Here is a 15,423-nt window from a genome sequence, read left to right as displayed (position 1 = left end):
GGATTACCCCCAGAACAGTGCCGACGGCTTGTCCGCCGCCCGCAGGGTCGCTGCGTCCAAAATGGTGAAGTCATGGCCTTTCCAGCCCATCGTGTCGATGTAGATCACGTTGTCCAGGCTGGTCATCTTCTTGAACGGCGTGTGTCCAACAACGACCGCGCGCACGCCCTTGACGCCGGATGAGTCGATGAAATCGCAGCGAGCGCGGCTCCACATGGCAGCCTCCGCTGCAACGGCCGCGACATCTCCACCCATTGCCAGGCGGGCCGTGAACTGGCTCCACTCCGGGCTTGGGCAGTCAGCGTGCACGATGCCGATCAGGCCGTACTCGGTTTCTAGTTCTATGGCCACGGGCAGATCGGCGAACGTGTCCACGTAGGGCAAGCGCTCGTCTACGGTCTTTCCGATGGCCCAGGCGCCGCCATTCATAGCCAGCATGCCGGCCGGGATCATTCCCATGTGGTACTCCATGGTCATGCGTTCGTGGTTGCCGCACACGGCCTTGAACCATGGCTGAGCCAGCCATTCCAGGCACGATTCGGACTCGGGCCCACGGTCCACCATGTCGCCAACGCTGAACAGGCGGTCCTTGGCGGGGTCGAAGCCCACAGCATCCAGCGCCTGCTGCAGCTTGCTGAAATGCCCGTGAATGTCGCCGACGATCAAATCCCGGCCGACTGTATTGCGCGAGAAGCGCTGAACGAATTGGCTCACAGGGCACCTCCAAACAGATCCATGGTGCGGGTATCCCGGTATGCCTCGGATGCCCGGCCCCGGTGCTTGGGCTGAATCAACCCGGCCTTGCGTGCGCAAACGCGGCCGAAGGGCTGGGCGCCGATGACAACAGCGGGGTGTAGGGTGACGCGGCCACAGCGGGCGCAGTGGAGCTTCTGGGTCATGCCGGGCTCCCCGCGCGCTCCAACTGGCGTGCATGCAGAGTCGGACGCACGCGCTCGGCTGCAGCGTGGCATTCGTCAGAGCTACCGAACACCATAGGAACGTAGTCCATGCGCCGGTCAGCTGCAAAGGCCCTCGCGTTCTCCTGCAGCATGTCGGCAATCGGCTCGATGTGCAGAGCGCACTGGCTTTGGCTCCAGAGCAAAACGTGGGTTTTGTCGTTCATGGCGATCATCAGAAGTTGGCGCCGCGCGAGGCGGGAGCGGCTGCTGGTTTTTGGTGAACAGGTGGCGGGCCGATCCAGTCGCCCATCTGCTGGTACTTGCCGATGAACTCCAGCGGAACTACGCCCTGTGGACCGTTTCGGTGGGCAACGATTTCCAGCTCGGAGTAGCCTTGGAACTCCTGTGTGCGTTTGCTCAGTGGGTGAGCCCAGTCGGTGAACAGCACTGCGATCTGGTCCGCTGCTGCCTCAATGGCGCCGGAGTCCCGAAGGTGGGTCATCGTGGGCCGGCCGTAGTGCTCATCGGCCTTGCGGCTCATCTGGCTGAGCAGCACCACCGCCACGTCCAGGTCCATCGCCATGGCCTTGATGCCGTTCACGATGATGTCCAGCTCACGGTTGCGGTTCTCTTCCCCTGCCCCGCTCATCAGCTGCAAGAAGTCAATGAACAGCACATCCAGACCATGCGCGCGGCGCACCTGCAGGGTCTTGCGGCGGATGTCCATCAGCGACAGGGCGCACTGGTCGTCATGCACAAGGTGCAACTCGCCCAACCGGCGGGCCGCATCGGTCACGGCTGCCCACATGTCGTGGTCTTCCGCCTTGGCGGCCAGGATGCGGGCCAGGTCGAACGGGCCGCTGGCGGCTGTGTGCCGGTGCATCAGCTGGTTGATCGGCATTTCCTGGCTCAGGAACAGCACGTTGTAGTCGCGCGCGATGTTGCGGGCCATCGTCAATGACAGCGCCGTCTTGCCATGCTTAGGCCGGGCGCCCAGCACGAAAACTTCGCCCTTGCGCAGCCCACCGTTCAGGATGGAGTCCAGTCCACCGATGCCGGTGGGGATCGCGGGGTTTTTGCCTTCGCTCATGTCCTGCAGCAGCTGCAGGTAGTTCGCCAGAGACTGGTTGATGTGCTGCGGGTCGCGCTTGGCCTTCACTGTTGCCAGCTTGGCCAGCATCATCTGGGCCTTGTCGATCTGCTCGGCGGCATGGTGGCCGGGCGTCATTGCAAGGTCGGCAATCTCCGATCCGGCGTTCATCAGCTGGCGCAGACGGTAGGTGTCCATCACCACGCCCGCGTGGCGGCGGATGCTGGCCGCGCTTGGCACGTACTGGGCGATTTCGTTCAGCTCGTACAGCTCGATGGCGTGGCCCGCCTGCTGCATTTCGGTGAACACCGACACCATGTCTGTCGGTTGACCAGCCACGGCCAGGGTTTGGATCGCCCGAAAGATGTTGGCGTGGGCTTCGTTGTGGAACGCCTCGGCCGTCAGATCGGGAACCCGGTTGATGGCCTCGCTGTCCAGCATCAGGCCACCCAGGACGCCAGCCTCGGACTCCAAGCTCGCGGGGATGGCGCGTGGTTCACGCATGGGCCACCTCGCGTTGCTCGTGGTGGTACTTGCCCGACAGGACCTTTTCGAAGTTCTCAGCCTTCACCAGCCAGCCAAGGTCGCAAGATTGGAACTTGCCGTTCTTGCCCGACAGAAAATCGCTGTCAGCGACGTAATCGAAGTACCGCTTGAACCAGGCTCGGCCTTCTTCGGCGGTTGTCGCCAGACGCTCGCCCTTGCGCTCACCGCGTTCATGCTTTGCGGTCATCACCCAACGCCACCGCGCACGCATTGCCTTGCCGTTGGCGCCATTCGCGAACAGCGAACGCCGTACGGTTGGCAGGACAGGCAGAGCGGTTTCGTAGCTGTCGATCAGGCAGTCGAACGGGCACGGCGGCACACCATCGTCAGGCTCGTCCGCATCCGGCGGCTGCGAAGAAGCCGACAAAGAAGCTTTAGCTTCTTCTATATCCTGCTCCTGCTTCTGTTCCTGGTTAGGGAACAGTTCGCCAACGGTTTCCGAACGGTTTCCGCTTTCTGGAGCTTCCAATCCGAGAGATTCGGCGCAAGCCCGCATGAAATCTAGCTTCCAGCCGCATTCCGCAGGAACGGACTGGGCAATCTTGGCGGCGGACTTGCGCTGGTTCGGGTTCTCCGGCTTGTTCCACTCCAGGTGCTTCACAACCCAGACCCATTTCGTGGTTTCGCAACGGTTGGCGAAACCCTTTGCCAACAGTTCCGCAAACCCTTCCTGAACCCTCGATTGATCCCATCCAATGTCTTCCGCAACGTAGCCGTCAGGCAGGCGGAACACGCCCGCAATGGTCGCGTGCGAACAGGTCATCAGGTAGAGGGCCAGCAGCTTGCCGTCATCAGACAGCGTGTGTGTCGTCTGGCTTGACCAGAACGTGCCGTAGACCTTGCCGTAGTCGCGCATCAGACCCCCATCCGTTTGGCAATGGCGCGCATGGCGGCGTCGTATTGCTCAGGCGTTGCATCGGGATGCGCTGCAATCCATGCGCGCTTCGCGGCTTCGTAGGCTTCCCAACTCATGCTGCAGTCCATCCTGGTGAGAGCGAGCCATTGCCCATGGACCGCGAGAAAAGCACCTCGCTGCGGCGGATATGCCCGTCGCGTGCGGCCTGGGTGAACACGGCGCCCCATGCGCGCAGATCGTCGGGCGCAATGCCCTTCTCTTGAGCGGCCAGCGTGACGTGCTCGGCACTGAATGCCTGGCCCTTGTGCTTGCGCGCATAGGCGATCAGGAAGCCCAATGCGTCCTGGTCAAAGTTGCGCGGAGCTGGGGCCGCGCCAAAGAGATCGTGCTGGCTGGTGCGCATTACTCGGCACCTCCACCGCTGCCCGCACGCGCCTGCTTCGCCAGAGTGGCGGCACTTGGACGGCGGGTGTTGAGCGTGATCGCGCCTTGGGTGCGCGGCCCGGTGGTTACCGTTGGGCGCCCGTTGGAATCCAATGCACGCTGCACATTGCCCCCAATGGGTGCGCGGCTGTGGTTGGTCTTGCGGGGGGCTGCTGCTGGGATTTCCAGATCGGGGCCGCGTGGACGCACCGACTGGAAAGCGTTGAGTGGGAGGCTGTGGTTCATGCTGCCCCCTTGAGCAGCGCCATTGCTGCGGACAGTTCTTCTGCCAATCGCTCCACCTTGTTCAGGGCGCGGGCCTTGCGAGCGTCTGGGCTGTCCATGTACTTGGCAGCCAAATACTCGATCACCGCGGGAGCGTCGCCAGTCGATTCAAGGAAGGCTTCCAGGTCGTCCAGGTTGAAGCGCTGCGTGTCACCTTCGGAGGGATTCAGCTTGCGGCTGAGGGTAGACGGGCTCATGTCCATGTCGGCCGCGATCACCTTTGCCGACTTGGCCAACAGGGGCGTGCGGTGTGCCACGTAGGCACGCAGCGTTGGGAAACGCTCCGGCAGCGAGGGCTCGAAACTGAGGGTAAGTTGGGAGGGCGCAATAGATGACATGTCGCGTTGCGGTCTGTTGCCGTCTCAAAAAAAGGCAAAAAAAGGAGACTTGCTGCCATGCAAAGCAAACAAGTCATCGCGATAGGTGCCCGCCCTCTTCCGGCTCAAAATGGCAGCTCTCACACAACCATTGCCGGAAGGGGTAGACATGAACGAAGAACAGACCAACACGACATTGGCGTTTGCCGGAGCAACGTATTCGCTGCTGTCCGCACTGATGGTCGAGCTGGTGAAAAAGGGGGTTTTCACGGCAGAAGAGGCGCTTGGCATAGTGCAAAAAACGCGATCAGGGCTAGAGAAGCCGCAAAACCCAGCAGGAGTCCGAGCCAGCGTTTTGCTCGAACCAATAGAGGAGTCTTTGCGGGCGACCACGCGCGATTGATCTCTTCAAGAGCGGCTTGGATTGCCACCGATGCATCACCGTCGCTTTCGATGAATGCGTGGGTGTGCTTCATCCTGGGCAACGCCAAAAGCTTCTTGAGAGTCGCCATTCGTTCCGCGCTGAAATGCAATGGCTTCTCGTCACCAATTTCTACGGTCACGCTTCCGTCGCCGTGCTCAGTCACCGTCATAGGCGGATCCAACTCGGGCGTTGCGGCGACTGCAGGGGCGATCAGGTCAGTCATGTGCCGCCTCCTGGGCTTCGGTGGCGGTGCTCTGCGCAAAGACGTCTGGTCGAATGACCTTCAAGTACATCAAGCGAGCGTTGGGAATCTCGCGGCGTTTGCCTGTGTCGGGATCTACGCCAAACCATTGCGACACGGCCTGCGGCGTGCACTCGCACATGCGCGCAACTTCGGAGGTGCCGCCGAGCGCGGCGATGATTTTTTCGTGGTCCATGCCATCATTAAAGCATGCTTTACGACACAAAGGCAAGCATTCTTGATTGCGCGTTGTGTAAGCTAGCTTTATGTCCTACGGTCAAAGACTCCAAGAAGCGCTCGATCACTCTGGAAAGGGGAGGAAGGCGCTTGCCGAAGCAATAGGACGATCCGTTCAGGCTGTTGGCGATGTCATCAACGGCAAATCAAAAGCGTTCACTGCAGAAAACAATGCCAAAGCGGCCGAGTTTCTGAAGGTCAATTCCTTTTGGCTGGCCACTGGCGATGGATCAATGGTGAGCGACACACAGCCGACCGCCCATCCTGCGCCAGCACCCCATGAGGCGCCATCGGATGCGCCCGGCGCCCCGCCCGACTTGGTAATTACCGAGTTCGATACTGGCGGCGGCATGGACACCACCGGGCGCCTGCTGCTGGACGATCAGCCAGGCACCATCAAAAGCTGGCGCGTGACACATGAATGGCTGCGCCTGAATGTGCCCAACCACACTGGCATCAGAAATCTCTGCATCGTCACCGGCTTCGGCCCATCAATGCGGCCCATGTTCAATCCTGGCGATCCGTTGCTGGTGGACACGGGCGTGAAGACGGTCACCCACGAAGGCGTGTACTTCTTCCGAGTCGGGGATGAGGGCTACATCAAGATGATCCAGCGGGTGCCGGACCCACACGGGGACGGGGTGATGCTCAACATCATTTCCAAGAACCCAGACTATCCGCCCTACCCCATGTCGCCAAAGAACCCGCACTTTGAGGTGCTTGGCAAGGTGCTGACAGTTTGGCGCAGCGAGCAATATTGAATTGGGGCGGCCTTCTCCTGGCCGTCGCTACCTGGTCGATTGCCGCGCCATCTGCCGAAGCCAACACCGGTAGAGATCGCGCCCAGGTGCGCGCATTCCGCGCCGAGAACCCCTGCCCTGCCACCGGCCGCACGCGCGGGGCCTGCCCGGGATACCACGTTGACCACATCACGCCGCTGTGCGCCGGCGGCCCCGACAGGCCAGAGAACATGCAGTGGATCACTCGGGAAGACCACCGGTTCAAGACGCTGGTGGATGTGAGGGAGTGCAGGAAGCTGGAGCGGGCTGCACGAAGGCCTGCGGGGTGAGGCTGAGGTGCCTTGGGAGTGGCGGCATAGCCTAACATGCAAGCTGGATCGTCACTGATACTTACACATGGCTAACCATAGCTATCAACTCGATAGCTAAAGCATGATGTAGGGCGGCGCCCCTAGGATGTTGCAATTGCAGCATTTGCTGCAACATTTGGTTGACCTAACATACGTTTCCTAGTACCCTCGATCCAGAGAACAGGACATATTTAGTAACAAGAAAGTTGCTGATATAATCGAGGGCTTTGCCCAAAAAATAGAACATCAGGATGGGCAATGACGACTAACGTCTATGACAGCAAGGCAGGAGTTATGGCGACCGACTCCCGCTGGTCTCACCAGTTTGGATCTCGGATCGTTTATGTTGACGACGCTCATTTTTCAAAGATTGAAATCTTTGGCGCTTGGGCAATCATGTTCGCTGGTGACGGGGTAAAGATTCAACAGTGGAAAGATTGGATTAGATCTGGGCCTACAGACTTCTCGTTGATGCCTGACTACGATGGGATTTGTGTATGCATCGTCAGCTCTGCTACCAAGCAAGTTCGATTTAAGCAGCCACAGGACATTACTAAGGACGGCGGCTACTTTGCAGGCTCTGGGTCCATGCATGCCTACCTTTGCTGGTCGGTAAACCGAGATGCAAAACGGGCTGTGGAATCTGCGATTCAAGCGGATGGCTACTCAGGCGGTTTGGTGAAGTTCGTAAATTTGAATGATATGAGCAACAACTTGAGCGCTCCCGGGCCCATCAATCAGTGGAGGATTGATGATGTGCGCGATGCGGTCTTACAAAGGGGAATGGTTATGAATCTTGCGCAGAACTCTGGAGCGCCGTTTCAGCTATCCAAGCTGGCGGCCAATGATGCTGAAGTAGCAAAAATTCAGGCGATGATCGCTAGCGGCGAAGTTGCGCCAACAGCCCCTTGCGATGGCATGTACACCGAGTGGACCGAAGATCAGAAGGTCGAACTCAAATCTGCTCTAGCTGATGTTTTCGGTTGGAGCAAGTAATTCAAAAAAAGCGATTCATAAACCGCTGCAATTGACGGTTTATCTAGCACCACAAGAGCCACCTTCGGGTGGCTTTTTCATGCCCACTCGCCCGACTCGGGCGTTACCCCTGGCGCCCGCGATGTACTGTAAATTTCCACAGTACAAGCATGCCGCCTCTCCAAATCTCCCACCCCGTCAAGGCCACGATCCTGATGCTCTACTGCAAGGGCGGTCGGCGGCCTTTCGCCAGCAAGATGCATGAGTGCATTGGGGATCTGACCGTGGTGCGCCTGGAGGGCCGATTCGGCACCGTGCCAGCCCTGCATCTGGCCAGCTACGAACCCCAGCGCCTGTTCGAGCCTCGCATCGTGGACATGGTGGCCGGTGCACTGGAAATCCACGGCCTGGAGAAGACGCCCGAGGGTGACTGGGTGGCCCAGGCCTGGCGGCTGCGGTTCGGGGACTGATCGGCGCACACACATGCCCACCCACTGAGGTGGGCTTTTTTTCGACCCACATTAAAGAATGCTTGACCATTCAAAATAAAGCATGCTTTAATTCACCCATCGCAGCAAAACGCAGCGACAGGGTGAGCGGATCGGCGGTCACCACAGAGTTCCTTAAAAAGATGGCCCTGCGGTTCCGCTCGAAAGAGAAGTGACAGCAGGCACAAACCGGGAGTGGCTTAGCAGCGAATCCGGGTGAGGCGGTGTCGCCAAGAACAGAAAGAGAACGCACCAACGCGCAGCTCTCCCCAGGTGGGATCAGGGGGTTGCGTGAGATCGAAAGGTAGCCCTGCCAACGCGGGGCAAAACCCCAGCCGCTTCGCAATAGGCGGTTGAGGTTTTCAACAGGAGAGACAGCATGCAACTCAACACCCGTGTTACGGAAGTCCATCCCGAGCCAATGAGTCAATTGGAATCGGCACACAACGAAGTGAAGCTGACGATAGGCCAGTGCTTCCAACAAGTCGCTGCTTTGAAGGCGCGCCTTGAGCCGGTCGTTGTGGGCAGACTTGTTGATGCGGCATCCAAAAGCGTCAACACCGCTCCCGCGGCCAAGCGGTGCGCTGAAATTGAAGCGATCAACAGCCACAACAGAGAGCTGATTGCTCTTTCTGATGAGCTTGGCGATCTGCTTGCAAGCCTGGATATTTGACCCACCGTCCCGGCCCAGCGCCGGGGCCATCACAGAAAAGGCTGGATGACTTCATCCTTCAAGACGGCCTCTAAATGTCCACGAAGGGTTTCACTCGACAGGCGAACGGTCCTGGGCGGGCTTTGCGATTGGGCCAAACCATAGAGTGCGGTGAACACCGGCCAACAGGTTCTGACACCCCGGAAAGACGGGGACCATCATTGAAGCGGCGGCGACGAAGTACGGGAAACCTGCAACGGGGTCGCAACACAGCCGAGAAGCCGGGGGTCGATGCCCGGGGAAGAAATGGAGTTCATGCCCCAGGCGGCGCGAAAGCGCGGGAGGCATGACTTGCGGGGCACGTCAGACAGTGTCATAGCAGGGACTGGCCGTCCTGCCCGCCCTTCAAAGCAATCCCCCCACAATTCAACAACTAGGAGAAGAGCATGCGACTCGATAACAGGACGCCAGGAGAGTGGGTGGTCGAAGACTTAGGTATCAATTGCTTTTTGATCAGCGGCGAAGTCGAACAGGATGGAACAACAGGCCCGGAGCGCGATTACTACAACCGCATTGCATCCGTCACGCAGCGTGACCCGCACCCCACACATGGCGGCGGAATTTCTCGCGCAGAAGCTCTCGCAAATGCCCGCGCAATGGCCCAGGCAAAGAACCTGCTCAACGATCTTCTGACTGTCCTTGCTGAATGCAAAGAGATGTTTGTCACCGCAGCCGGCGAGAGGCCATACGAAGACGTGCTTTCAGACTTTGAGCAACAGCCATACGTGCGATTGGCGCGTGAATCAATACGCAAAGCAACCCATGGCTAACCCCCTCCCTGTCTTCCTATAGACAGGGCAAGCCACCTGGGCGTGATGCTCAGGGCCACCATTGAAGCGGCGGTGTAGGAAATCGGCACCACGCCAGCAACGGCAGGAAATAGGAGAGCAGTAGCTTTCACCCTAGGCCCGTCGAGTCGGGAGACTGTGTTGCTGTATCGCCGGGGTTGCGTCCGGCCCGCTTCAATGGTGGTGAATGCCCAGTGGTGATGGGCTGGGGAAATCGAGAGCCAGAGCTACCGGCGATTTAGCCGCAAGAGTTCAAGCGGGGATCACCTCCCGCCACCATCAAGAAATCAACCGAGGCGAGATTCATCAGGCCGCGCGCATCCTCGGTTTCAGCGCGGAGACACGCACCGCTGGTGTTTGGTGTCAGAGCGGGTCGGGGGTTCCTGGCCGTGTGCGCAGCGGGTGAAAGCCCCGCCCCTTTTCGGGCAAAAGCCACTTCACAAACTTTGGACGGTGCGTGGAGATTCCCCCGGCAAGTAGCCCACCCTCTCCCTCCCCTCCTGCCTTGCGCAGGGGTTCGCCCACCTCGCGTGGGCTTTTTTTCACCCGAAACGCTATCGCATTGATAGCTACTCGCGCTTATTTATCAGGCGCCGCGAGCTGGTTTCACTCATTTTCTGGAGCAGGCAATGCAAAACGTACACCCCACTGTGCAGCCGCTGCTGCGCATCCCTGGCGCACCGCCGCCAATCTCCCCCGAGGAATTTGAAGCCCTGCGAGTCCGGGCCGACCTGGAGTACCTGCAGCACCGCGAGGCCTCGTACAACCACCGCGCCCTGGTGGATCAGGTGCAGCACTACGCGTACATGGGGGTGTGGTGATGGCTGGGCAGATCAAAGACGGAGGGCCAGCGTTCCCAATCGTTGGCACTCATGAGCAGGTTCTCGAAACAGGCATGACCCTGCGCGACTACTTTGCAGCACAGGCAATCGGCGGGCTGATGTCAATGATCGCCGCTGGAAAGCACGAACTCAACTTCATGGATGGCGCAACCAACGAAGAGCGCCTTGCGGTGGCTGGTTATCGCGTGGCAGACGCAATGCTGCGCGCCCGGGAAGGCGGTGCTGCGTGATCGACCCCATCAACGCCCCGCACTTCACCAGCGCCCGCCGCGATGCCCTGGCTGCATCCATGGCAGCCCAGGCCGAAACCAAGCGCCGCAACGACGAAGCCGCCCGAGCGGCCGCACTCAGGGCAGAGGCTGCCGCCATTGGCGCGGAGCTGGACCCGGACGCACTTGAACAAGGAGAACCGCTATGAGCAGAAGCGGATACACCGACGACTACGGCGACGATGATCCCCTGGCCATGGGCCGCTGGCGCGCCGCTGTGAACAGTGCCCTCAACGGCAAGCGCGGCCAAGCAGCGCTGCGCGAGGTGCTGGCCGCGCTGGATGCCATGCCGGATAAAGCGCTGATTGGCGAGTCCCTGGTTACAGCAGATGGCGACTACTGCACGCTGGGCGTGTTGGGTGCCAAGCGCGGCCTGGACATGACCACCGTTGACCCGGAGGACTGGGACGCCGTGGCCGACCTTTTTGGCATTGCTCCCGCGATGGTCCGTGAAATCGTCTGGGAGAACGACGAGGGCACCAGTACCTACGAGTACGTGGACGTGGTGATCTGCGGTCCCATGCCGCCCCACCACTTCAAACCCTATGGCTACAAGTACCACGAGCGAACCGTGCGCGTGGAAATAGACCCCGCCATCGTTGCCCAGCGCCGCTGGCAGCGCATGCGTAACTGGGTTGCTTCACACATCAAGCAGCCCGCTGGAGAACCCACATGAAAGTCGTGATCGTCTGGATCGTGGGCCCGCTGATCGCCTTCGGCATGGCCGCAGTCGCGGGCACCACCTACGAGGAACGCGCACAGCCCGCAGCACCCCAGCTGCAGCAGGCCCACCACTCCCGCGACTTCGCCGCGCGCCGTGCCTGCGAAGGCAAGCCGTTTGAGTGGCAGGGGGATGTGCTGGTTTGCTACCGGGAGGCTCCGTGAGCACGCACAAGGTCAAGTTCCCGTTTGTCCGCCACGAGTACAGCGGGCCAATTGACGGTGAGTTCGTTGACGCAGTGCAGACCTGGAAGCCGGGCACCCGCTGCGAGTACGGGGACTACGAATTCTCAAACGAGCAGTGGGTGGCAGATGGCGAGGGCTTCATGGTGCTGGAGGTGCTTGGCGCCTTCAAGCCTGGGAAGTACCCAGAGCGCACCTTCTACCTGCGCAGCTTCATCGACCCTGATGGCCGCCAGTTCGGCAAACCGAAGGTGCGCGTTATGGCCTCTGCTGCATTCAAAAGGATGCTGAAGGGCTATCGCCATCCGTATATCTATTCTGGAGAAGAGCCATGAAAGAGCGCCCCATCCTTTTCAGCGGGCCCATGGTCCGCGCGCTGCGGGATGGCAGCAAGACACAGACGCGGCGGGTGGTGAAGCCACAGCCAATAGAAAACGCCCGTTTTGTTGGTGGCTATTACGTGCCCGGGCCAAAGCGAACGGAAAACAGCAAGATCGCTGTGGAAGCGCCTTACGTGCACCTTACCTGCCCCTACGGCCAACCCGGCGACCGGCTTGCAGTGCGTGAAACCTTCTACGCATGGGGGCGCTGGGAGACACGCTACAGCGCAAAGAAGGGCCGCGACGAGTGGCACTTTGTGGACATGACGTTGGAGTGCGGTCGAAGCTATGCCTACGACACGGACGAAGACACTCCGATGATCGTGACGCGGCGCAGCACCGTGGTGCCCTTGTGGTGGCGACGCCCAGCGATCTTCATGCCCCGTGCCGCCAGCCGCATCACCCTGGAAATCACCAGGGTGCGCGTGGAGCGCCTGCAGGACATCAGCAGCCGTGACGCCATTGCGGAAGGCATCGAAGCCTGTCCGATCGGAGGGGAGTGGCGCAACTATCTCGACAGCGCGCCGAACCGCGATGCGCTGACACCGCGCGTCAGCTTCCGTTCTCTATGGGAGTCCATCAACGGCCCCGACAGCTGGGCCGCCAACCCATGGGTATGGCGGGTCGAGTTTCGGAGGCTGCCATGAAAGCCGCCCTCGCCTTCGCCGCTTGGCTCCTGTCCACATCCGCAGCCCTGGCCCTCTACATGGCCTGGGTGCATCAACCCTTCATCTGAGGTGATGCCATGGACTGCCCCACCGGAAAGTCGGCCATCACCAGCTACGAGCTGGCCGAGAAAGCGCGCAAGCGCTCCAACAAGAAACACGGCAAGCCCATGAGTACGTACCGCTGCGAGTTCTGCGGAGCGCTCCACCTGGGTGAGCCCAACAGGCCCAAGAGGCCGATCAAGACCATCCGAAACAACCACCGAATGAGGTTCACATGAATGCAACAGACACAGCCGACTTGCTGACGCTGGAACCCCACCAGCAAAAGCACCACCCGCTGGCCACCGCAGAGCCCGCAGCCCTGCAGGTGGCTGACACTTCGCCCGCCGCCATCATGATGAACGCGCTGGCACGCGGCGCGGATCTGAGCCAGATCGAGCGGATGATGGATCTGCAACAGCAGTGGCAGCGCCAGGAGGCAGAAAAGGCCTACAACCTGGCCCTGGCCGACTTCAAGGCCGAGAACATCAAGATCACCAAGAACAAGCTGGTGGATTTTGAAACCCGTACCGGCCGCACGACCTACATGCACGCCGAGCTGGCGCAGGTTGTGGACGCTGTGGGCCCCGCCCTCTCGCGTCATGGCTTCGGCTGGTCGTGGAAGCCCGAGCAGTCCAACGGCCTGATTCGCGTGTCCTGCATCCTGCGCCACCGCCTGGGGCACCAGGAATCGGTCACGCTCGAAGCGCGCGCCGACGAGTCGGGCGGCAAGAACGCTATTCAGGCCATCGTGTCCACCACCACCTACCTATCGCGCCACACGCTCAAACTCATCACTGGCACCGCCGAGAGTGATGACGACGAAGACGACGACGGGGCATCGTACGGTCACATGGGCACTCAGACCATGCTGGAGCAGTGGACGCAGAAAGTCAAAGCCACCAAGACGCGCGCAGCGCTCACTCAGGTGATGCGCGATGCGAAAGACGTGTTCAAGGGCGCGAACGACTTTACGGGCTATCAGTCCCTGATGCACATCATCACGCAGCACGGCAACAGCCTGCCAGCTGACCCGCCAACGCAACCAGCTCAGCCCGCTCATGCGTGAAATCCTGTTCCGGTGCTCCAGCCTGGGGCACCTGATGACGGACCCTCGCACCAAGGCCGAAGGCGATCTATCCATGGGCGCGCGCACCTTCATTCGCCAGCTGGTCAAGGAAGAACTGTTCAGCGTGGAGTTTGAGATTTCCGGTAAGGAGATCGAGAAGGGCATTGCGGTGGAGAACGATGCCATCGCGCTGCTGAACAAGGTGCGCGGTCTGAACTTGGCCAAGAACACAGAGCGCCGCACCAATGAGTGGATCACTGGGGAGTGCGACCTGTTCGACGCACCCCGGCGCCGTGGGCACGACATCAAAGCGCCCTGGTCCCTCAAGACTTTCCCGGCCTGGAAGGTGGACGCCATCGACCCGCTCTACGACTGGCAGATGCGCGGCTACATGATGCTTTGGGACGCTGACGAGTGGGAGGTGAACTACGTGATGGTGAACACCCCGCACGAGCTGATCCGCAACGAGCCCATGGATCAGCACCTGGTTGACCACATCCCGCAACACCACCGCCTGACCACCTGGGTCATCGAACGCGACTTTCAGAAGGAATCGCTGATTCGCCACCGCTGTGAAGCCGCCCGTTGGTACTACGAGCAGCTGATCCGCGAATTCGACGCCGAGCACCGTATGGATGTGATCGACGTGCAAGCAAAAGTTGTTACCCCACCCGCTCCGATTGGAGCCAAGAAGGCGGCGCCGCGCGTGCTGCTCCCTGAACTTTTCTGAGGACCATTCATGACTGATACCACCACCCAAACCACCGCCGTTGCCCAGCAGCAGGCCGCCAACATCGCCATCAAGCCAATGTCGATCAAAGACACGGTGCTGGCCCAGTTCAAGGACACAGAGGCCGGGCTGACTGCCATGGCAGAGAAGTACCGCAATGTGGTCTACAGCGTGACCGACTCCAAGGGCATGGCCGATGCCAAGGCCGCCCGCGCCGACCTGCGCGACAACGGCCGGCGCATGCTGACCCGCACCGAGGCCGCCGTGAAAGCGGATGTGAACGAACTCAAGGCCGTGATGAGTGCGGAGGTGGAGCGGCTGGTGGGCATCGTGAAGCCGGTCGAAGATGCCATTGACGCCCAGATCAAGGCGGAGGAAAAGCGCAAGGCCGATGAGAAGGCCAAGCGTGACCAGGAGGAAGCCGACCGCGTAAAGGCCCACCGCGACAACATCGAACAGCTCAAGGCCTACGTAGAGCAGGCCGAGGGCCAACCGGTGGAAGTGATTGAAAAGGCCATTGCCACCCTGGGCGAAGTGACCTTTGGCGAGGAATGGGAGGAATTCGCGCAGGAGGCCGAGGCGGCATGCATCGCCACCGTGCAGCGCCTGCTGGCCATGGTTGAGAGCGAAAAGACCCGAATCGAAAATGCGCGCCTGCAGAAAGAGCTGGCAGACGCCCGCGCCGCGCTGGCCGCGCAGACCCCAGCGCCCGCCCCTGCCCCGGCGGAGCCACCTGCAGCAGCTCCGGCGCAAGCCGCAATTTCCACGGCCTTCGAGGTGGAGCCCTGGGGCGATGACGAACCCGCAGCGGCGGCGCAGCCTGCGGCCGAGCCCGTGGACGCGCTCGAACCAGCACGCCAGCGCGTGAGCAGCTGGGCCGCCGCGCGCCGCGCACCAGCACCTGAGCCCGAGGCGCCCGCTGCGGCCCCTGGCCTCAAGCTGGGCACGATCAATGAACGCCTGGGCGGTGCCATCACCACCAGCGCCGAGGGCTTGCGCATTCTGGGCTTTGAACCCGCTGGCAAGGTGGGCGCCCACGGCGTGTACCGCGAGGCGGATTTCCCTCTGATCCTGGCCGCCATGGTGCGCCACATCGAGAGCGTGCAGGCCAAAGCAGCCGCCTGACCCACCCAGCAACCCAACCCCCAAGCC

At 60.9% G+C, this 15,423-nt stretch carries 27 protein-coding genes; 16 read left to right on the top strand and 11 right to left on the bottom strand.

The window, feature by feature from the left end:
• Nucleotides 1-3 precede the first annotated feature (3 nt).
• From ACTJKQ_RS14305 to ACTJKQ_RS14255, 11 genes are all read right to left on the bottom strand, one after another.
• Nucleotides 4-714 carry a metallophosphoesterase gene (locus ACTJKQ_RS14305; RefSeq protein WP_440597222.1) on the bottom strand — a complete coding sequence of 237 codons (711 nt, stop codon included), beginning with the start codon at nt 712-714 and terminating at the stop codon, nt 4-6.
• Entirely contained in the window at nt 711-899 is a 189-nt protein-coding gene (locus tag ACTJKQ_RS14300; protein ID WP_440597221.1) for a hypothetical protein, read from the bottom strand. Before ACTJKQ_RS14300 ends, ACTJKQ_RS14305 begins: the two co-directional genes overlap by 4 nt.
• Entirely contained in the window at nt 896-1,123 is a 228-nt protein-coding gene (locus tag ACTJKQ_RS14295; RefSeq protein WP_440597220.1) for a hypothetical protein, read from the bottom strand. Before ACTJKQ_RS14295 ends, ACTJKQ_RS14300 begins: the two co-directional genes overlap by 4 nt.
• A gap of 8 nt (nt 1,124-1,131) precedes the next feature.
• A complete protein-coding gene (locus ACTJKQ_RS14290) occupies nt 1,132-2,493 on the bottom strand; it encodes a replicative DNA helicase (RefSeq protein WP_440597219.1) in 1,362 nt (453 codons plus the stop codon).
• Nucleotides 2,486-3,391, bottom strand: coding sequence for a hypothetical protein (locus ACTJKQ_RS14285; RefSeq protein ID WP_440597218.1), 906 nt, complete (start codon nt 3,389-3,391; stop codon nt 2,486-2,488). The genes ACTJKQ_RS14290 and ACTJKQ_RS14285 overlap by 8 nt, the downstream gene beginning before the upstream one ends.
• Nucleotides 3,392-3,503: 112 nt before the next feature.
• Entirely contained in the window at nt 3,504-3,794 is a 291-nt protein-coding gene (locus ACTJKQ_RS14280) for a hypothetical protein (RefSeq protein ID WP_436139633.1), read from the bottom strand.
• Nucleotides 3,794-4,060 (bottom strand): hypothetical protein, encoded by a 267-nt coding sequence (locus ACTJKQ_RS14275; protein ID WP_440597217.1) that lies wholly within the window; start codon nt 4,058-4,060, stop codon nt 3,794-3,796. The genes ACTJKQ_RS14280 and ACTJKQ_RS14275 overlap by 1 nt, the downstream gene beginning before the upstream one ends.
• Entirely contained in the window at nt 4,057-4,437 is a 381-nt protein-coding gene (locus tag ACTJKQ_RS14270; RefSeq protein ID WP_440597216.1) for a phage regulatory CII family protein, read from the bottom strand. Before ACTJKQ_RS14270 ends, ACTJKQ_RS14275 begins: the two co-directional genes overlap by 4 nt.
• A gap of 24 nt (nt 4,438-4,461) precedes the next feature.
• Complete coding sequence (locus tag ACTJKQ_RS14265) at nt 4,462-4,686, bottom strand: hypothetical protein (protein ID WP_440597215.1); 225 nt, start codon at nt 4,684-4,686, stop codon at nt 4,462-4,464.
• Nucleotides 4,683-5,063, bottom strand: a complete 381-nt coding sequence (locus ACTJKQ_RS14260) for a hypothetical protein (protein WP_440597214.1) — start codon at nt 5,061-5,063, stop codon at nt 4,683-4,685. Before ACTJKQ_RS14260 ends, ACTJKQ_RS14265 begins: the two co-directional genes overlap by 4 nt.
• Nucleotides 5,056-5,277 carry a hypothetical protein gene (locus ACTJKQ_RS14255; protein WP_440597213.1) on the bottom strand — a complete coding sequence of 74 codons (222 nt, stop codon included), beginning with the start codon at nt 5,275-5,277 and terminating at the stop codon, nt 5,056-5,058. The genes ACTJKQ_RS14260 and ACTJKQ_RS14255 overlap by 8 nt, the downstream gene beginning before the upstream one ends.
• A 70-nt stretch (nt 5,278-5,347) precedes the next feature.
• On the opposite strand from ACTJKQ_RS14255, the gene ACTJKQ_RS14250 reads away from it, so the two are divergent.
• The 16 genes from ACTJKQ_RS14250 (at nt 5,348) to ACTJKQ_RS14175 (ending at nt 15,396) form a co-directional block, all read left to right on the top strand.
• Nucleotides 5,348-6,079, top strand: a complete 732-nt coding sequence (locus ACTJKQ_RS14250) for a LexA family transcriptional regulator (RefSeq protein WP_440597212.1) — start codon at nt 5,348-5,350, stop codon at nt 6,077-6,079.
• A gap of 587 nt (nt 6,080-6,666) precedes the next feature.
• Nucleotides 6,667-7,404 carry a hypothetical protein gene (locus ACTJKQ_RS14245; RefSeq protein WP_440597211.1) on the top strand — a complete coding sequence of 246 codons (738 nt, stop codon included), beginning with the start codon at nt 6,667-6,669 and terminating at the stop codon, nt 7,402-7,404.
• A 149-nt stretch (nt 7,405-7,553) separates the two neighbouring features.
• Nucleotides 7,554-7,853 (top strand): hypothetical protein, encoded by a 300-nt coding sequence (locus tag ACTJKQ_RS14240; RefSeq protein WP_440597210.1) that lies wholly within the window; start codon nt 7,554-7,556, stop codon nt 7,851-7,853.
• A 397-nt stretch (nt 7,854-8,250) separates the two neighbouring features.
• On the top strand, nt 8,251-8,544 hold the full coding sequence (locus ACTJKQ_RS14235; RefSeq protein ID WP_440597209.1) for a hypothetical protein: 294 nt from the start codon (nt 8,251-8,253) through the stop codon (nt 8,542-8,544).
• Between the two features lie 425 nt (nt 8,545-8,969).
• Nucleotides 8,970-9,353: a hypothetical protein gene (locus ACTJKQ_RS14230; protein ID WP_440597208.1), complete on the top strand. Its 384-nt coding sequence runs from the start codon at nt 8,970-8,972 to the stop codon at nt 9,351-9,353.
• 647 nt (nt 9,354-10,000) lie between these two features.
• Nucleotides 10,001-10,192, top strand: coding sequence for a hypothetical protein (locus ACTJKQ_RS14225; RefSeq protein ID WP_440597207.1), 192 nt, complete (start codon nt 10,001-10,003; stop codon nt 10,190-10,192).
• Nucleotides 10,193-10,266: 74 nt separating this feature from the next.
• Nucleotides 10,267-10,443: a hypothetical protein gene (locus tag ACTJKQ_RS14220; protein ID WP_440597206.1), complete on the top strand. Its 177-nt coding sequence runs from the start codon at nt 10,267-10,269 to the stop codon at nt 10,441-10,443.
• On the top strand, nt 10,440-10,631 hold the full coding sequence (locus ACTJKQ_RS14215) for a hypothetical protein (protein WP_440597205.1): 192 nt from the start codon (nt 10,440-10,442) through the stop codon (nt 10,629-10,631). Before ACTJKQ_RS14220 ends, ACTJKQ_RS14215 begins: the two co-directional genes overlap by 4 nt.
• Nucleotides 10,628-11,158: a hypothetical protein gene (locus tag ACTJKQ_RS14210; protein ID WP_440597204.1), complete on the top strand. Its 531-nt coding sequence runs from the start codon at nt 10,628-10,630 to the stop codon at nt 11,156-11,158. Before ACTJKQ_RS14215 ends, ACTJKQ_RS14210 begins: the two co-directional genes overlap by 4 nt.
• Nucleotides 11,155-11,367, top strand: coding sequence for a hypothetical protein (locus tag ACTJKQ_RS14205; RefSeq protein ID WP_440597203.1), 213 nt, complete (start codon nt 11,155-11,157; stop codon nt 11,365-11,367). Before ACTJKQ_RS14210 ends, ACTJKQ_RS14205 begins: the two co-directional genes overlap by 4 nt.
• A complete protein-coding gene (locus tag ACTJKQ_RS14200; RefSeq protein ID WP_440597202.1) occupies nt 11,364-11,720 on the top strand; it encodes a hypothetical protein in 357 nt (118 codons plus the stop codon). The genes ACTJKQ_RS14205 and ACTJKQ_RS14200 overlap by 4 nt, the downstream gene beginning before the upstream one ends.
• A complete protein-coding gene (locus ACTJKQ_RS14195; protein WP_440597201.1) occupies nt 11,717-12,412 on the top strand; it encodes a hypothetical protein in 696 nt (231 codons plus the stop codon). The genes ACTJKQ_RS14200 and ACTJKQ_RS14195 overlap by 4 nt, the downstream gene beginning before the upstream one ends.
• A gap of 98 nt (nt 12,413-12,510) precedes the next feature.
• Nucleotides 12,511-12,711, top strand: coding sequence for a hypothetical protein (locus ACTJKQ_RS14190; protein WP_343734585.1), 201 nt, complete (start codon nt 12,511-12,513; stop codon nt 12,709-12,711).
• The gene (locus ACTJKQ_RS14185) at nt 12,708-13,541 is read left to right on the top strand and encodes an ERF family protein (RefSeq protein WP_440597200.1); all 834 of its coding nucleotides are present in this window, start codon (nt 12,708-12,710) and stop codon (nt 13,539-13,541) included. The genes ACTJKQ_RS14190 and ACTJKQ_RS14185 overlap by 4 nt, the downstream gene beginning before the upstream one ends.
• Before the next feature lie 34 nt (nt 13,542-13,575).
• Nucleotides 13,576-14,271, top strand: coding sequence for a hypothetical protein (locus ACTJKQ_RS14180; protein ID WP_343734587.1), 696 nt, complete (start codon nt 13,576-13,578; stop codon nt 14,269-14,271).
• Between the two features lie 9 nt (nt 14,272-14,280).
• On the top strand, nt 14,281-15,396 hold the full coding sequence (locus tag ACTJKQ_RS14175; protein WP_440597199.1) for a hypothetical protein: 1,116 nt from the start codon (nt 14,281-14,283) through the stop codon (nt 15,394-15,396).
• Nucleotides 15,397-15,423 lie beyond the last annotated feature (27 nt).

The sequence above is a fragment of the Acidovorax sp. 22279 genome (genome assembly GCF_052045435.1).
GTDB classification, from domain to species: Bacteria; Pseudomonadota; Gammaproteobacteria; order Burkholderiales; family Burkholderiaceae_C; genus Acidovorax; species Acidovorax delafieldii.
This window is presented reverse-complemented; position numbering and strand designations above follow the sequence as displayed.

What these genes read in the sequence shown, in the direction of transcription:
- ACTJKQ_RS14300 (WP_440597221.1), bottom strand. Translation starts at nt 899, where the DNA reads ATGACCCAGAAGCTCCACTGCGCCCGCTGTGGCCGCGTCACCCTACAC.
- ACTJKQ_RS14295 (WP_440597220.1), bottom strand. Translation starts at nt 1,123, where the DNA reads ATGAACGACAAAACCCACGTTTTGCTCTGGAGCCAAAGCCAGTGCGCT.
- ACTJKQ_RS14290 (WP_440597219.1), bottom strand. Translation starts at nt 2,493, where the DNA reads ATGCGTGAACCACGCGCCATCCCCGCGAGCTTGGAGTCCGAGGCTGGC.
- ACTJKQ_RS14285 (WP_440597218.1), bottom strand. Translation starts at nt 3,391, where the DNA reads ATGCGCGACTACGGCAAGGTCTACGGCACGTTCTGGTCAAGCCAGACG.
- ACTJKQ_RS14280 (WP_436139633.1), bottom strand. Translation starts at nt 3,794, where the DNA reads ATGCGCACCAGCCAGCACGATCTCTTTGGCGCGGCCCCAGCTCCGCGC.
- ACTJKQ_RS14275 (WP_440597217.1), bottom strand. Translation starts at nt 4,060, where the DNA reads ATGAACCACAGCCTCCCACTCAACGCTTTCCAGTCGGTGCGTCCACGC.
- ACTJKQ_RS14270 (WP_440597216.1), bottom strand. Translation starts at nt 4,437, where the DNA reads ATGTCATCTATTGCGCCCTCCCAACTTACCCTCAGTTTCGAGCCCTCG.
- ACTJKQ_RS14260 (WP_440597214.1), bottom strand. Translation starts at nt 5,063, where the DNA reads ATGACTGACCTGATCGCCCCTGCAGTCGCCGCAACGCCCGAGTTGGAT.
- ACTJKQ_RS14255 (WP_440597213.1), bottom strand. Translation starts at nt 5,277, where the DNA reads ATGGACCACGAAAAAATCATCGCCGCGCTCGGCGGCACCTCCGAAGTT.
- ACTJKQ_RS14250 (WP_440597212.1), top strand. Translation starts at nt 5,348, where the DNA reads ATGTCCTACGGTCAAAGACTCCAAGAAGCGCTCGATCACTCTGGAAAG.
- ACTJKQ_RS14245 (WP_440597211.1), top strand. Translation starts at nt 6,667, where the DNA reads ATGACGACTAACGTCTATGACAGCAAGGCAGGAGTTATGGCGACCGAC.
- ACTJKQ_RS14240 (WP_440597210.1), top strand. Translation starts at nt 7,554, where the DNA reads ATGCCGCCTCTCCAAATCTCCCACCCCGTCAAGGCCACGATCCTGATG.
- ACTJKQ_RS14235 (WP_440597209.1), top strand. Translation starts at nt 8,251, where the DNA reads ATGCAACTCAACACCCGTGTTACGGAAGTCCATCCCGAGCCAATGAGT.
- ACTJKQ_RS14230 (WP_440597208.1), top strand. Translation starts at nt 8,970, where the DNA reads ATGCGACTCGATAACAGGACGCCAGGAGAGTGGGTGGTCGAAGACTTA.
- ACTJKQ_RS14225 (WP_440597207.1), top strand. Translation starts at nt 10,001, where the DNA reads ATGCAAAACGTACACCCCACTGTGCAGCCGCTGCTGCGCATCCCTGGC.
- ACTJKQ_RS14220 (WP_440597206.1), top strand. Translation starts at nt 10,267, where the DNA reads ATGACCCTGCGCGACTACTTTGCAGCACAGGCAATCGGCGGGCTGATG.
- ACTJKQ_RS14210 (WP_440597204.1), top strand. Translation starts at nt 10,628, where the DNA reads ATGAGCAGAAGCGGATACACCGACGACTACGGCGACGATGATCCCCTG.
- ACTJKQ_RS14205 (WP_440597203.1), top strand. Translation starts at nt 11,155, where the DNA reads ATGAAAGTCGTGATCGTCTGGATCGTGGGCCCGCTGATCGCCTTCGGC.
- ACTJKQ_RS14195 (WP_440597201.1), top strand. Translation starts at nt 11,717, where the DNA reads ATGAAAGAGCGCCCCATCCTTTTCAGCGGGCCCATGGTCCGCGCGCTG.
- ACTJKQ_RS14190 (WP_343734585.1), top strand. Translation starts at nt 12,511, where the DNA reads ATGGACTGCCCCACCGGAAAGTCGGCCATCACCAGCTACGAGCTGGCC.
- ACTJKQ_RS14185 (WP_440597200.1), top strand. Translation starts at nt 12,708, where the DNA reads ATGAATGCAACAGACACAGCCGACTTGCTGACGCTGGAACCCCACCAG.
- ACTJKQ_RS14180 (WP_343734587.1), top strand. Translation starts at nt 13,576, where the DNA reads ATGACGGACCCTCGCACCAAGGCCGAAGGCGATCTATCCATGGGCGCG.
- ACTJKQ_RS14175 (WP_440597199.1), top strand. Translation starts at nt 14,281, where the DNA reads ATGACTGATACCACCACCCAAACCACCGCCGTTGCCCAGCAGCAGGCC.